The following is a 13,847-nucleotide window of genomic DNA, read 5'->3' as shown; positions in this document are numbered from 1 at the left end:
CCCTGGCCGCGGCTCGGGAACGGCCTGACACCGCCCACCTGAGCAGCCTCCGAGCAGCCGTGCGGACCCGACGAAACGAACCCGAACGACACACGCCGCGGGCGGCCGACCCGGCACCGACGGGCGGGCGGCGGGCGGACGCGGTTCCGTACTTCACTTCGCGGCGGGCGCGTCGCACGCCGGCCGCTCGGGCCACGGCGGGCGCAGACACGGACCCCCAGGCCCGGAGGCCGCCCCGCAGGGGCCGGGCCTCGGACGGCATCAGCCTCCGGACCCGCACGAGGTCCCACCGGACGACCCGCGGGCCGACCGCACACGATCCGGTGACCGCACACGATCCGGTGACAAACCGCCTCCACGGACGTGGCGCACGCCGCCGGCGACACGTCTCGCCTCGGATCCCCGGCACGTCGGCCCGACGGCCGGGGCGCCCTTTCGTGCGCGGGCCGGGGGCGGGTGTGGCCGGTGTGGCGCGAGGGGCTCACGCGTCGCGCGCAGGTCTGTCCGTGAGTCGGACGGAAGGGATGTGCGGCGAGGGGTGACGACCCGGTACGATGCCTTCGTGCCGTCGGTCACCTGACCGCGGCGCGTGCTGTGCGGGCGTAGCTCAATGGTAGAGCCCTAGTCTTCCAAACTAGCTACGCGGGTTCGATTCCCGTCGCCCGCTCCGAGTAGGCCTCCGGCCCGGTCCCCCAGGGGATCGGGCCGGAGGTCTTTCGGCGTGTCCGCCCCGTGTCGCGGGGGCTAGAACTGGATCGAGTTGATGGTCTCCGCTATCGAGTCCAGGAAGCGTTGGATGTCGTCGGCCATGCCGGTGGAGGCGAGGAAGAAGCCGAAGAGCACCGCGACTATGGCGGGGCCGGCCTTGATGGAGCCTCCCCGCATCAACACCACCAGGATGATCCCCAACAGCAGCACCACTGACAGCGAAATGGCCACAACTGATCACACCCTCGGTCGGTCCCGCTCTCCCGGCCCGGGGACGCGACCCCGCGACCCCCGCCAGAACCATCGTGCCACCAACGCGGCCCGCATATGCGGCCGGTGAGGCAACGTTTGGCCATGCCGATACACGCGCCCCACCCCCTGGCCGGTTCCTTTCGGTCTCCGGTCACCGTGTCCGCACATTCCGTCCGCAGGGAATCCGAAGCATCGACACAGTTGTGCGACAGCCATGGTTATGCGGCATTTCAGGGGGATTAATCCTGACAATACGGCCTGTTGAAGACGGCTCAGAAGTGAACAACCGGTCACGAGACGGCTGGATTTACGGAAACACACAGCCGGGGCTAGGGTGCCTCAGATGTTTCCAGCCGCCGCCGACGCCGTCCCCCGTCCGCGCTCGCCCGAGAGCCCGCAACCCACGCCGCCCGGCAGACAGCGCGACGCCTTCTTCGACAACGCCAAGTACCTGGCGATCGTCCTGGTGGCCGTCGCGCACTCCTGGGAGCCGCTCAAGGGCGACAGCCGGATTCTGGAGGGCGTGTACACGGTCGTGTACTCGTTCCACATGCCGGCGTTCATCGTCATCTCAGGCTTCTTCTCGCGCAGTTTCGACATGCGCCCGGATCGGCTGAAGCGGCTCGTCACCGGCGTCGCGGTGCCGTACATCGTCTTCGAGACGGGCTATTCGCTCTTCAAGCGGTACGCCGACCACGACCCAGGCATGGAGATCAGCCTCCTCGATCCGTGGTTCCTGACCTGGTTCCTGGTGGCGCTGTTCATCTGGCGGCTGACCACACCGATCTGGAAGCTGGTGCGGTGGCCGCTGCCGCTGGCGCTCGGCATCGCGATGCTGGCCTCCGTGACCCCGGACATCGGCGACGACCTGGATCTGCAGCGGGTGCTGCAGTTCCTGCCGTACTTCGTGCTGGGCCTGGTCATGAAGCCCGAGCACTTCCGGATGGTGCGCCGGCGCTCGATGCGGCTCGCGGCGGTCCCGGTGTTCGCGGCCGCCCTCGCAGTCGGCTGGTGGGCGGTGCCGCGCATGGCCACCGACTGGTTCTACCACCGCAACGCCGTCCAGGAGATGGGCGCGCCCTGGTGGACGGGCCCGGTCATGGTGCTGGCCATGTTCGGCAGTTCGCTGCTGCTGACGGCCTGTTTCTTCGCCTGGGTGCCGGGCCGGCGCATGTGGTTCACCGCACTCGGCGCGGACACGCTGTACGGCTATCTGCTGCACGGCTTCCTGATCAAGGGCGCCGGTTTCGCGGGCTGGTTCGACCACGCCTGGCTGCACCGGCCGGCCGGTGAGCTCTTCGTGAGCGCCCTGGCGGCGCTCGCCGTCACCCTGCTGTGCACCGCGCCGGTGCGCCGGGTCTTCCGGTGCGTGATGGAGCCCGACATGAACTGGGCGTTCAAGAAGGACGCTCCCGCCATGGCCCCGGCGCACGAACAGAAGGCGGCGCCTCGCGAGAAGGCCGGCGTCTAGACGGACCCGCGGCTCAGACCGAGAAGAGCACGCATTCCCGCGTACTTCTCGGTCAGTCGTGTGCGGGGCGCCTCGTCGAGGACCGCCAGGCGCGCCGGGTCCGCGTTGTGCGCCAGGTCGGCTTCTTTCACCAGCAACGCGCCCGGGGTCGCCAGAATGCGCCCGGCGTACGCCTCGGGCGGCTCTCCGGCCCGCTTGGTGACGGCGAGCACGATGTCCTTCGTACGGCGACTCAGCGCGGCCTCGTAGAGCCACCGTTCGGAGAGCGCGTCGTCCTCGACGGCGTCGTGCAGCCAGGCCGCCGCGATCTGGTCGTCGTCGCCGCCTCGTGCGCGTACGCCCTCGGCGACGGCCCGCAGGTGTTCGGCGTAGGGCCGGCCGGCCTTGTCGGTCTGGCCCTCGTGTGCGGCGCGGGCCAGGGCCTCGACCTCGGCCAGGGTCAACTCGTCGGTCATTCCTCCAGTGTGTCGCGCCGCAGCGCCGCGCGGGCCGGGAGGCCGGCCGCGGTGAGGCCGAGCACGATGATCGTGCCCGCGAAGGCGCAGTGGACGAGCGGCGGTATGTACGGCCCCTCTCCCGTCAGCCCGTTCATCATCGGGACGAGGGTGGCGAGCGCGATGGCCGTGCCGAGGACGATTCCGGCGAGGGCGACCAGGAGGGCCTCCCATCGGATCATGCGCAGCACCTGGCGGCGGGTGGAGCCGATGAGGCGGAGGGTGCCGAGTTCGCGACGGCGGTCCAGAACGGTCATCACCAGGGTGTTGACGGCGGCGACGGCGGCGAAGCCGCCGAGTACGGCCGCCATCACGGCGTTGGCCCAGGCGTTGAGCTCACGGTCGACCGACTGGGCGGTGGTGTGGGCGGCGCGGTCGAGGACGGTGCCGAGTGACGCGAGGACGGCGGGAGTTCCGCCCTTGGTCCACAGTTCGGTGTCGAAGGCGGAGCTGACGTGGGCGGCGAGGTCGGCGCGGGACATGGTCACCTGGGCGAGGCCCAGGCCGCGTCCGTACGTCGCCACGATGCGCGGCTCGGCCCTGGCGCCGTCGGGAAGGCGGACCGGGAGCCGGTCGCCGATCGCGCGGTTCGCGCTGTCGGCCACGGAGGTGTCGACGGCGATCTCGCCCGGCTTCAGGGACAATCGGCCCTTCTTCACATCCAGGTCCTGCACCGCGGCCAGGTCGCACGCGGAGCCCGTGACACCCTGGGCGGAGGCCTGGGCGAGGCCGCCGCCCGACGCGGGGACGAGCACCGAGGTCTTCAACAGGCCGACGGCGGCGGTGACTTCGGGGGTGCGCGCGGCCTGTCCTACGGCGTCCGGGGTCAGGCCCGGATCCGCGGTGACGATGTGGTCGGCGAGGATGGCCGCGTGCTGCTGCCGTTCGATGGCACGGTCCTCGCTGGTGTGCAGGAAGACCAGGACCGAGGAGAAGGCCATGGCGACGACGACCGGGGTGATCGCGGAGGCCAGGCGGCGGGCGTTGGTGCGGGAGTTGGCGGCGGCGAGGGAGGCCGGGGCGCCCGCGCCGCGCAGCGGGCGTCCGAACAGGCCGGCGCACAGCCGCGCCACCAGCGGGCCCAGCAGGGCGACGGCGAGCATGAACAGCATGACGATGCCGAGGGAGGCGTTGGCCGCGTCCTCGCCGGTGAGTGAGGCGGCCAGGCCCGCGCAGACGGACCCGCCGGCCAGGGCGGCCACGCCCAGCGGGGTGCGGATCCAACCGAACCGCAGCCGCTCCACGGATGCCTCGCGCAGGGCCTCGCCCGGCTTGATGCGCGAGCTGTGTCGGGCGGCCATGCAACCGGCGGCCAGGGCGGTGAGGATGACGGCGCCGACGGTGGTGACGGGGGGATCCAGCCGGGTGACAGGTCGACGGCCTCCGGCACCGCGCCTTTGTCCTTCAACTGCCCCAGCCACCAGGCCGCGAGGCCGATCCCGGGCAGCCAGCCGAGCAGGCCCGCGAGCGGGGCGACCAACAGGGTCTCGGTGGCGATCGTGCGGCGGATCTGGCGGGGAGTGGCACCGACGGCACGCAGCAGGGCGAATTCGCGGTCGCGTTGGCCCACACCGTTGGTGTCCTTTTGAACCTACGGAGGGAAGGGGCGCGGGTGCGATGAGGGCGGCTGGCGGATCCGGGCAGGGGTAAACCCCACCCGCCTACCGCGGCATCGCCTGAGCCGTCGGGCCCTCGCGGCAGATCAGCAGCAGTGCCCGGTCGTCGTTGACGTCCTTCGCCACCGCCTCGATCAGGTGCCAGGCGGCGCCGTGGAAGCCGCCGGCCACATACCGGTCGGCCTCCCCCGTCAGCCGGTCGATGCCCTCGACTATGTCGCGGTCGGACGTCTCCACCAGGCCGTCGGTGAAGAGCATCAGGACGTCGCCGGGACGGAGTGATCCCTTGACGGGGTCGAACTGGGCACCGTCGTAGACCCCGAGGAGCGGACCCTCCGCGGCCTTCTCCTCCCAGCGGCCGCTGCCCGCGCTGAGCTGAAGCCCCGGCGGATGACCGGCCGAGTAGAGCTCGTAGTCGCCGGAGTCGAGGTCCAGGACCAGGTGGATGGAGGTCGCGAAGCCCTCGTCCCAGTCCTGGCGGAGCAGATAGCCGTTCGCGGCGGGCAGGAAGGCGTGCGGGGGCAGCGAACCCAGCAGGCCGCCGAACGCCCCGGACAGCAGCAGGGCGCGCGATCCCGCGTCCATGCCCTTGCCGGAGACGTCCGTCAGGACGACCTCCATCGTCCGGCCGCCGTTCGTACGCGCCGCGACCACGAAGTCGCCGGAGAAGGACTGTCCGCCCGCGGGACGCAGCGCCATCTCCCGGTGCCAGCCCTGTGGCAGGTGCGGCAGCTTGCTCTGCACCCGGATGCGTTCGCGCAGGTCGAACAGCATGGTGCCGCCGCGCCGCCAGGGCACTCCGACCCGGCTGCGGAACTGGGCGATCAGCAGGCCGAAGAAGCCGCAGGCGGCCACGACCAGGACCACGCCCGGGGTGACCCGGGACGGTCCCTCGGTGTACGGCCCGAGCTGCACCGACTCCACGATCAGGGCGGTCGCGGCCGCCGCGTACAGGCCGAGCAGGCTCGCCGGGCGCAGCAGCAGGCCGCCGGCGACGATGGGGAGGACCAGCGCGGCCGGTGAGCACCACACCGAGTTCATCAAGGTGACGGCCGCGATCAGCGGGACGGTCAGGAGCAGACCGGCGAGCGCGACCCAGTCCGAGCCGTCGCCGCGGAAGTAGTCCACGGCGCTTCTGCGCAGGCCGACGCGGACCCGGTGCCACTGCATCCTCAACCGGGCCGTGAACGTCTCGGCTTCCGCGCGCCGCTCTCGTCCTGCTGCCATTAGTTCGGGACCTTATCCGCCGAACCCCCTGCTTGGCACAGGAGGTACGACTTGTCCCCCGTGCGAGGTTCAACTTCACAGCGGTTCAAGGGCCGTACCCGCCCCGGCTCACGACGGAACCGGCGTAATTCCCTCGCCCCTCCCGCAACGCCCTGGTAGGCATGGTTCATGGGGACAGACTTGCGGGTGCTTCGACAGGACGACTGGGCCAAGTGGTACGACAGCCTGATCCGCGCCTTCGGCGGGGTTCCGGAGTCGGCCGAGGAGCGGGAGCTGTGGCGTGAGCTCACCGAGCACGACCGCTCCATCGGCGTCTGGGACGGCGAGCAGTGCGTGGGGACGGCGGGAGCGTTCGACTTCCGGCTGACCGTGCCGGGCGGCGCCTCCGTGCCCGCGGCCGGCGTCACCATGGTCGGCGTGGCCGGCACGCACCGGCGGCGCGGGGTGCTGACCTCGATGATGCGCCGCCAGCTGGACGACGTGCGCTCCTGGGGCGAGCCGCTGGCCGTGCTCACCGCCTCCGAGCCGGTGATCTACGGCCGGTTCGGGTACGGCGTGGGCACCTACCACGTCAACGCCGACATCGACACGACCCGGGTACGTCTGTCCGTGCCGCCCGGCACCGACGACGTACGGCTGCGGTACGCGGCGCCCGCCGACGTGCTCGGCGCGTGCGAGGCGGTGTACGCCCGGCTCGTGCCCCGGCGGCCCGGGATGGTCGCCCGGATCCCGGGCTGGGAGCGGCTGTGGCTGCTCGACCCGGAGAGCGAGCGGGGCGGTGCCTCGCCGCTGCAGTGCGTGGTCGCGGAGCGGGACGGGGAGGTCGCGGGCTTCGTGCGGTACCGGGTCAAGGCGGACTGGGAGCCGGCCGGACCCAAGGGCACGGTGGTGGTCTCCGACCTGGAGGCGCTGGATCCGGCCACGCACGGCGCGCTGTGGCGGTTCCTGTTCGACCTCGACCTCACCTCACGGATCGACGCCCGGCGGCGGCCGGTCGACGAGGCCTGGCAGTACCTGGTCTCCGACGTCCGCCGCTGCTCGCTGCTGGTGCGGGACTCGCTGCATGTGCGACTGGTCGACGTGGGGGCCGCGCTGGAGGCGCGGACCTATCAGACGCCGGTGGACGTGGTGCTGGAGGTCGAGGACGCCTTCTGCCCCTGGAACACCGGGCGTTGGCGGCTCAGCGGGGACGCGAAGGGCGCGTCGTGCGAGCGTACGACGGAGGCGGCCGATCTCGTCCTGTCCGTACGGGAGTTGGGGGCGGCCTATCTCGGCGGCGTGAGCCTCGCCGCGCTGGCGGGGGCCGGGCTGGTGCGCGAGGTGCGGCACGGGGCGCTGGCCGAGGCGGCGGCGGGGTTCGGGTCGGCGGTGGCGCCCTGGCTGCCGCACGGCTTCTAGGCGACGGCCGTCCGGGCTGCCGTCAGGGCTGTCCTCGGGGCTGCCGTCAGGGCTTCTGGCAGGTCGGGCACCAGAAGAGGTTGCGGGCGGCGAGATCGGCGGTGCGGATCTCGCCGCCACAGATGTGACAGGGCAGGGTGGCCCTGCGGTACACGTAGACCTCGCCGCCGTGGTCGTCGACGCGGGGCGGACGGCCCATCGCCTCCGGGGTGTGCTCGGGGCGGACGGTGTCGATGCGGTTGTTCCGCACGCCCTCGCGCATGAGCTCGACGAGGTCGGCCCAGATCGCGTCCCACTCGGCGGGGGTGATGTCCTTGCCCGCGCGGTACGGGTCGACGCGGTGCCGGAAGAGGACCTCCGCGCGGTAGACGTTGCCCACGCCCGCGATGACCTTCTGGTCCATCAGCAGGGCGGCGATCGTCGTACGGCTGCGGGAGATCCGCCGGTACGCGGCATGCGGGTCGGCGTCCTCGCGGAGGGGGTCCGGGCCGAGGCGGTCGTGTATCGACTGCTTCTCGGCGGGGGTGATCAGGGCGCAGGTCGTGGGGCCGCGCAGGTCGACGTACGCCTCGGTGTTCGCGAGGCGGAGGCGGACCGTGTCGGTGGGCGGGGGTGCGGGGGCCGGGCCGAAGGTGACCTTGCCGAAGAGGCCGAGGTGGATGTGGACCCAGTCGGTGTGCCGGAAGCCGAGGAAGAGGTGTTTGCCGTGGGCCTCGGTGCGGGTGAGTTCGGAGCCGGTGAGGAGGGCGGCGGCGTCGGAGAACTTGCCCTGGGGGCTGGTGACGCGGGGTTCCGTGCCGGTGAAAGCTTCGCCGTAGTCCTGTGCCAGGCGGTGGATGGTGTGCCCCTCAGGCACGGTGGCTCCTTCTCGGTCTGCAGGTGGAGGGGGCCATGGGGGTTTCGCCCCCGCCGCCCCTGCCCGTCCCGTCCTCCAGGGACTGCCGCCCCTTCGACCCCGCTCCCAGGGGCTCCGCCCCGGACCCCCGCTCCTCAAACGCCGCAGGGGCTGAATTGCGCGCAGGTGACCCACCCAGGGGCGCGGGGAACTGCGCGACCAGCCCCCACCGGACCGGCACCCGACAGCGAACCCCGCCGCCCCGCCGCCGGAGGCTACTGCTGCGGGTGATGCGCCGGGATCTCCGGCAGGTCGCCCGTCGTCTCGTAGGCGGAGAGCATGTCGATGCGGCGCTGGTGGCGCTCGTCACCGGAGAACGGGGTGGCGAGGAAGGTCTCGACGAACTTCGTCGCCTCCTCCGCGGAGTGCATGCGGGCGCCGACCGCGACGACGTTGGCGTTGTTGTGCTGGCGGCCCAGCGACGCGGTCTCCTCGCTCCAGGCGAGGGCCGCCCGGACACCCTTGACCTTGTTCGCGGCGATCTGCTCGCCGTTGCCGGAGCCGCCGATCACGATGCCGAGGGAGCCGGCGTCGGCGGCGGTGCGCTCGGCGGCGCGGAGGCAGAACGGCGGGTAGTCGTCCTGGGCGTCATAGATGTGGGGGCCGCAGTCGACCACGTCGTGGCCGGCCGCCTTGAGCCAGTCGACGAGGTGGTTCTTGAGTTCGAAGCCCGCATGGTCGGAGCCGAGATACACGCGCATGAGATGAGTGTGACACGGCTGTTTCAGGGCAGCAGCCCCGGGTGTCAGCCAGGAAACAGTGAACCCGACAATGGATCCTCAAGGAAACCTCAAGTAACGATCTGGATTCAAAGGTTCACGAATTTCTTTGCCTCCGATTCACTGGACCGACCCGTACACCGCTCGTACGGGAGCCCCACACCCGGCACGAAGGAATTCCCCGTATGACTGGTCTCCAGGCCGGACTCAAGAACCGCCACCTTTCGATGATCGCCATCGGCGGTGTCATCGGAGCAGGCCTCTTCGTGGGCTCCAGCTCCGGTATCGCCACCGCCGGACCCGGCATCCTGCTGTCGTACGCCCTCGTCGGCACGCTGGTCGTCCTCGTGATGCGGATGCTCGGTGAGATGTCCGCCGCGAACCCGAACTCCGGCTCCTTCTCGGCGCACGCCGACCGGGCCCTCGGGCGCTGGGCCGGTTTCTCCATCGGCTGGTTGTACTGGTTCTTCTGGGTCGTCGTGCTCGCCGTCGAGGCGACCGCCGGCGCCAAGATCCTCGAAGGGTGGATCCCCGCCGTACCGCAGTGGGGGTGGGCGCTGATCGTGATGGTGGTGCTGACCGCCACCAACCTGGTCTCCGTGGGGTCCTACGGTGAGTTCGAGTTCTGGTTCGCCGGGATCAAGGTCGTCGCCATCGGCGCGTTCATCGTCATCGGCCTGCTCGCCGTGTTCGGCGTCCTGCCGGGTGTCGACGCCGACCAGGCGGGGCTCTCCAACCTCACCGACCACGGCGGTTTCCTGCCGCACGGACCCGGCGCCATCCTCACCGGTGTGCTGCTCGTCGTCTTCTCCTTCATGGGCAGCGAGATCGCCACCCTCGCGGCCGGCGAGTCGGAGGACCCGCAGAGGGCCGTGACCAAGTCGACCAACAGCATCATCTGGCGTATCGCGGTCTTCTATCTGGGATCCATCTTCGTCGTCGTCACGCTGATCCCGTGGGACTTCAAGTCCATCCAGGACAACGGTTCCTACGTCGCCGCGCTCGACTCCCTCGGGATCGCGCACGCCGGTCAGATCATGAACTTCATCGTGCTGACCTCGGTGCTGTCCTGCCTCAACTCCGGCCTCTACACGGCCTCCCGGATGGCCTTCTCGCTCGGCGAGCGGGGAGACGCGCCGAAGGCGTTCGCGCGGGTCAACGGCCGGGGTGTGCCGATGGCCGCGATCCTCGCGTCGGTGGTGTTCGGCTTCGTCGCCGTGTTCTTCAACTACCTCTCCCCCGACAAGATCTTCCTCTTCCTCGTCAACTCCTCCGGTGCGGTGGCCCTGTTCGTGTGGCTGGTCATCTGCTTCTCGCAGCTGCGGATGCGGAAGATCATCCAGGCCGAGGCGCCGGAGAAGCTGGTCGTGAAGATGTGGCTGTACCCGTATCTGACCTGGGCGACGGCCGCGTTGATCGTGTTCGTCCTCGGCTACATGCTGACCGACACGGAGCACGACGGGCGGGAGACCGTGCTGTTGTCGCTGCTCGTCGCGGCGGTGGTGCTGGTCATCGCCGTGGTGAAGGAGAAGGTCGGACGCGGGCGAGCGGGTGCCGCGCGGACGGGTGACGTGACGGACAAGGTCTCCGTCTGAACGGATGTGTGAGCAGGGCCCCGTGGCGTGTGCCGCGGGGCCCTTTTCGTGTGCGTTTCCCGTTTCCCGTTCTCCCGTTTCCCGGGAGTGCTCACAGGACGGTGAAGCTCTCTTTCACCTTCTCGTACGTGTTGAGGGCCTGTGTCTCGATGTCCGGCTGGTACCAGGTGTTGATCTGGTACGACTTGTCGCCCACGTTGAAGCCGAGCAGGTGGGCGTGCCAGGGGACGCCGCCGAGGGTGAAGGTGTACTCCCAGACGACGGCGGGGTGGTCGCGGAACCTCGTCTCCTCCAGGCGGATCTTGCGGTAGTCCTGGCCCTGGTGGGCGTTCTGCTCGGAGGTCCTCCAGGTCTCCATCAAGTCCCCTCGGGCGAGCGAGGACTTGGCCGCGAGCTCCTGCTGTCCGTCCGGCGAGGTGTAGTGGACCTCGGCTCCCGTCTTCACGTCCCGCCGCCAGCCGGTGGGGGTCTTCCACGCGAATCCGCCGGCCTCCTCGTGTGCGCCGGGTGGGAGCGAGCGGGGGCGGGCGGTGCCCTCGACGGTGGAGGACGGGGTGCCTCCGGGCGTGGAGGCGCCGGGTGCAGAGGAGGAAGCGGAGGCGGAGGCGGACGTGGAGCTGCCCGCCTTGTCGTCACCGGGTGAGCCGGACGTCGTGGCGAGGATGATCGCGACGACGACGGCACCCGCGGCGACCATGCTTCCGGCGGCGACCAAGGCGGTCCGGCGCCGACCCCTGCGGGGGCCGAGGAGTTCGCCCGGGGGTATGCGGTGCGGGTGGGGGCCCAGGATCAGGGCGGGGTCGGGATCGAGGTCCCGGCCGGGGTGGGGTTGTACGGGGGTACCGGGATCGGTACGGGGGTCGGCGGTGGGTACGTCGCTGCCGGAGCCGGGGTCGGCGGTGCCTCGCGACCCTGATGTGGGGGCGGGACGGGCGGGGCCGGGGTGGTGGGGCCGACGGTGGGTCGGCGGAACCGGACCGACGCGGGTGGGAGCGGAGGCCGCGCGCGAGGGGGTGTCCCGTGTCGGCGCGTCCGGCATCGGGAAGTGCTCCGTGGGGACGCCCGCCGCGAGGGAGTCCTGGGTGGGAGCGCTCGCGAGGGGCGTACTGGTCGTGGTGGCACCTGCCCGGAGCACGGCTCCCCCGGAGTTCCCGGGCGGCGTCTCCGACCGAACCTCCGAACGCTCCTCTGAGACAGCCTCGGTGGAGGCACTGGCGCGATGGTCGGCCGACGGCTCCGGGAGTCGGGGCGGCGTGAACGGCTCGTCAGGGACGCCGAGTTCGGACCTCGCGGCTACGGCCTCGCCGACCGCGTTTGCCGCGTCCGGGGCCGAGTCCGCTGCTCCCGTCCCGTCCGGGGCCGAGCCCCCCGCTCCCCTCCCGTCCGGGGCCGAGCCCTCTACTCCCACCGCGTCCGGGGTCGGGCCCCCTGTCCCCGCCACGTCCGATGCCGTGTGATCGGACGCCACGGCATCCGAGGGCTCCGTCCTCTGGGCGACAGACCGAGCCCCGTCGGACGACGAGCCCGAATCTCGGGCAACACCCACCTCCGAGCAGACATGCCCGAGCGGCACCGCATCCGCAGGCTCCGCACCCTCGGCCACAAGCCCGGACCTCGCCGGCCCTGAGCCCGAACGCCCGCCAACACCTGCCCCCGAAGACCCACGCCCGAGCGGCACCGCATCCGCAGGCTCCGCACCCTCGGCCACAAGCCCGGACCTCGCCGGCCCTGAGCCCGAACGCCCGCCAACACCTGCCCCCGAAGACCCACGCCCGAGCGGCACCGCATCCGCAGGCTCCGCACCCTCGGCCACAAGCCCGGACCTCGCCGGCACTGAGCCCGAACGCCCGCCAACACCTGCCCCCGAAGACCCACGCCCGAGCGGCACCGCATCCGCAGGCTCCGCACCCTCGGCCACAGACCGAGACTCGGCCCGGGCGCTACCCGCACCCGAGAGGCCCGGCACCGCATCCTCCACCTCGGCAGGCTCACCTGTAGCCGCCTCGGTCTCCGGCTCCGGCACCCGCGGATCCCGTACCGCCCGTACGACCCGCGTGTCCAGGTCGGCCGGTGTGGGCGGCTCCTGCTTTGTCCACCGCACCGGCGGGGGTTCCGACGAGCCCGGTCCGGCATCCGACGTGTCCGTCGAGCCGCTGGGCAGCCCCGGTGGAGTACCCGACGCCTCCGGCGGAGTTGTCGCGTCCGGCGACACCGGCACGTCCGGCGCGTCTTCCCGTACGTCGCTCGGGGCTCCAGGCGAGTCCGGTGTTCCCGGGCCGTCCGGCGCACTGGGTCCCCCCGCACCCCCTGAACCACCCGGCGTCCCTGAAGCCCCCGCCGTGTCGGGAGCTTCCGGCCCCCTCGGATCCCTGGGGTCCCTCAGCTCTCCCTGGACCCACGCCGGTGCAGAGGTTCCCGCGCGCTGCGATGTCGATTCCGGTGCTGCCTCCGGCTGCCGCGCCCCGTCAGCCTGTCCGGACTCCGACACCCGCGCAGAGTCCCCCTGTCCGCCAGCCGACGCCTCCCGCCCCGGGTCGGTCCAAGTCCCAGCCCCGGGTCCAGCCCCCCGCTCCTCGACCTCCCGCTCGTCACCAGCCCCACCGGCATCTCCATCCGGCTCCCCCTGCTCCCCCTGTCCCGCCGCCCTGACGTCTTCCCCCGCCTCCATCCGCAAAGTCGGCGTAGGCGCCGGGAACGCCACCGTGTGCAGGGCCGATTCCGCTTCGTCCAGGCTCGGGCGTATCGAGGGGTCCTTCTCCAGCAGGGCCGTGAGGATGTCGGTCAACGGGCCCGCCGCCGCGGGGAGTTCCGGCTCCTCGTAGAGGACGGCGTGCAGCGTGGCCAGGGTGGTGTCGCGGGAGAAGGGGGAGCGGCCGCCCAGGGCCGCACACAGGGTCGCGCCGAGGGACCAGATGTCCGACGGGGGTCCCTGCGGTCGGCCGGAGACCCGCTCGGGGGCCATGTAGTCGGGGGATCCGACGAGCATGCCGACCATGGTGAGCGCCTTGGCGTCCTGCATCGCGGCGATGCCGAAGTCCGTCAGCACGATCCGGCGGCCGGTGCGGTCGCCGGACTCCACCAGGACGTTCCCCGGTTTGATGTCCCGGTGCAGGACGCCCCGCGCGTGGACCTGGCGCAGGGCCCGCACCAGCCCCAGGCCGAGGAGCGCCGTGTCGCGTGGGCCGAGCGGGCCGTCCTCCACGGTCATCCGCTCCAGGGAGCGGCCCTTGACCAACTCCATGACGATCCAGAGGCGTTCGCCCTCGTCCACGACGTCGTAGACCCGTACGACGTTGGGGTGGTCGATCCGGGCCGTGGCCCTGGCCTCGCGCAGGGTCCGTTCACGGCGGGTGCGGGTGTCCTCCGCGTCGAGGCCGTCGATCCGCATCTCCTTGACCGCGACCTGCCGGTCGAGCATTTCGTCGGCGGCCCGCCACACCCGCCCCATTCCCCCCTGACCGATACTCTCGAC

9 protein-coding genes, 1 tRNA gene and 1 pseudogene are annotated in these 13,847 nt (G+C 71.5%); 4 read left to right on the top strand and 7 right to left on the bottom strand.

The window, feature by feature from the left end:
* Nucleotides 1-596: 596 nt before the first annotated feature.
* Nucleotides 597-667 (top strand) — tRNA-Gly (locus RKD20_RS29055).
* A 77-nt stretch (nucleotides 668-744) separates the two neighbouring features.
* On the opposite strand, the gene RKD20_RS29050 is transcribed toward RKD20_RS29055, so the two are convergent.
* Complete coding sequence (locus tag RKD20_RS29050; RefSeq protein WP_007382026.1) at nucleotides 745-939, bottom strand: hypothetical protein; 195 nt, start codon at nucleotides 937-939, stop codon at nucleotides 745-747.
* A gap of 364 nt (nucleotides 940-1,303) precedes the next feature.
* On the opposite strand from RKD20_RS29050, the gene RKD20_RS29045 reads away from it, so the two are divergent.
* Nucleotides 1,304-2,431, top strand: coding sequence for an acyltransferase family protein (locus tag RKD20_RS29045; RefSeq protein ID WP_424880279.1), 1,128 nt, complete (start codon nucleotides 1,304-1,306; stop codon nucleotides 2,429-2,431).
* Here RKD20_RS29045 and RKD20_RS29040 read toward each other — a convergent pair.
* The 3 genes and pseudogenes from RKD20_RS29040 to RKD20_RS29030 all read right to left on the bottom strand — a co-directional run bounded on the left by RKD20_RS29040 (nucleotide 2,428) and on the right by RKD20_RS29030 (nucleotide 5,768).
* Nucleotides 2,428-2,886 carry an HD domain-containing protein gene (locus RKD20_RS29040; protein ID WP_424880278.1) on the bottom strand — a complete coding sequence of 153 codons (459 nt, stop codon included), beginning with the start codon at nucleotides 2,884-2,886 and terminating at the stop codon, nucleotides 2,428-2,430. The two genes, RKD20_RS29045 and RKD20_RS29040, sit on opposite strands and share 4 nt — an antisense overlap.
* Nucleotides 2,883-4,495: pseudogene (locus RKD20_RS29035) on the bottom strand (FtsX-like permease family protein); the annotation flags it as partial. The pseudogene RKD20_RS29035 and the gene RKD20_RS29040, both read right to left, overlap by 4 nt.
* A 91-nt stretch (nucleotides 4,496-4,586) precedes the next feature.
* A complete protein-coding gene (locus RKD20_RS29030; RefSeq protein WP_424880277.1) occupies nucleotides 4,587-5,768 on the bottom strand; it encodes a PP2C family protein-serine/threonine phosphatase in 1,182 nt (393 codons plus the stop codon).
* A 168-nt stretch (nucleotides 5,769-5,936) separates the two neighbouring features.
* On the opposite strand from RKD20_RS29030, the gene RKD20_RS29025 reads away from it, so the two are divergent.
* Entirely contained in the window at nucleotides 5,937-7,166 is a 1,230-nt protein-coding gene (locus RKD20_RS29025; protein ID WP_424880276.1) for a GNAT family N-acetyltransferase, read from the top strand.
* Nucleotides 7,167-7,212: 46 nt separating this feature from the next.
* Here RKD20_RS29025 and RKD20_RS29020 read toward each other — a convergent pair whose 3' ends face one another.
* Together RKD20_RS29020 and RKD20_RS29015 are read right to left on the bottom strand one after the other, a co-directional pair.
* Nucleotides 7,213-8,022, bottom strand: a complete 810-nt coding sequence (locus RKD20_RS29020; protein WP_424880275.1) for an Fpg/Nei family DNA glycosylase — start codon at nucleotides 8,020-8,022, stop codon at nucleotides 7,213-7,215.
* Between the two features lie 254 nt (nucleotides 8,023-8,276).
* On the bottom strand, nucleotides 8,277-8,762 hold the full coding sequence (locus RKD20_RS29015) for a ribose-5-phosphate isomerase (RefSeq protein ID WP_020116394.1): 486 nt from the start codon (nucleotides 8,760-8,762) through the stop codon (nucleotides 8,277-8,279).
* A 203-nt stretch (nucleotides 8,763-8,965) separates the two neighbouring features.
* Between RKD20_RS29015 and RKD20_RS29010 the strand changes: the two genes are divergently transcribed.
* Entirely contained in the window at nucleotides 8,966-10,375 is a 1,410-nt protein-coding gene (locus RKD20_RS29010; protein WP_424880274.1) for an amino acid permease, read from the top strand.
* A gap of 91 nt (nucleotides 10,376-10,466) precedes the next feature.
* Here the strand turns inward: RKD20_RS29010 and RKD20_RS29005 are convergent, their stop codons facing one another.
* Nucleotides 10,467-13,823, bottom strand: a complete 3,357-nt coding sequence (locus tag RKD20_RS29005) for a protein kinase domain-containing protein (protein ID WP_424883350.1) — start codon at nucleotides 13,821-13,823, stop codon at nucleotides 10,467-10,469.
* Nucleotides 13,824-13,847: the final 24 nt, after the last annotated feature.

The organism is Streptomyces sp. SLBN-8D4 (assembly GCF_049739545.1).
Taxonomy (GTDB): Bacteria; Actinomycetota; Actinomycetes; order Streptomycetales; family Streptomycetaceae; genus Streptomyces; species Streptomyces canus_C.
The sequence above is the reverse complement of the archived record's forward strand: the minus strand, read 5'-3'. Positions and strand labels throughout refer to the sequence as shown.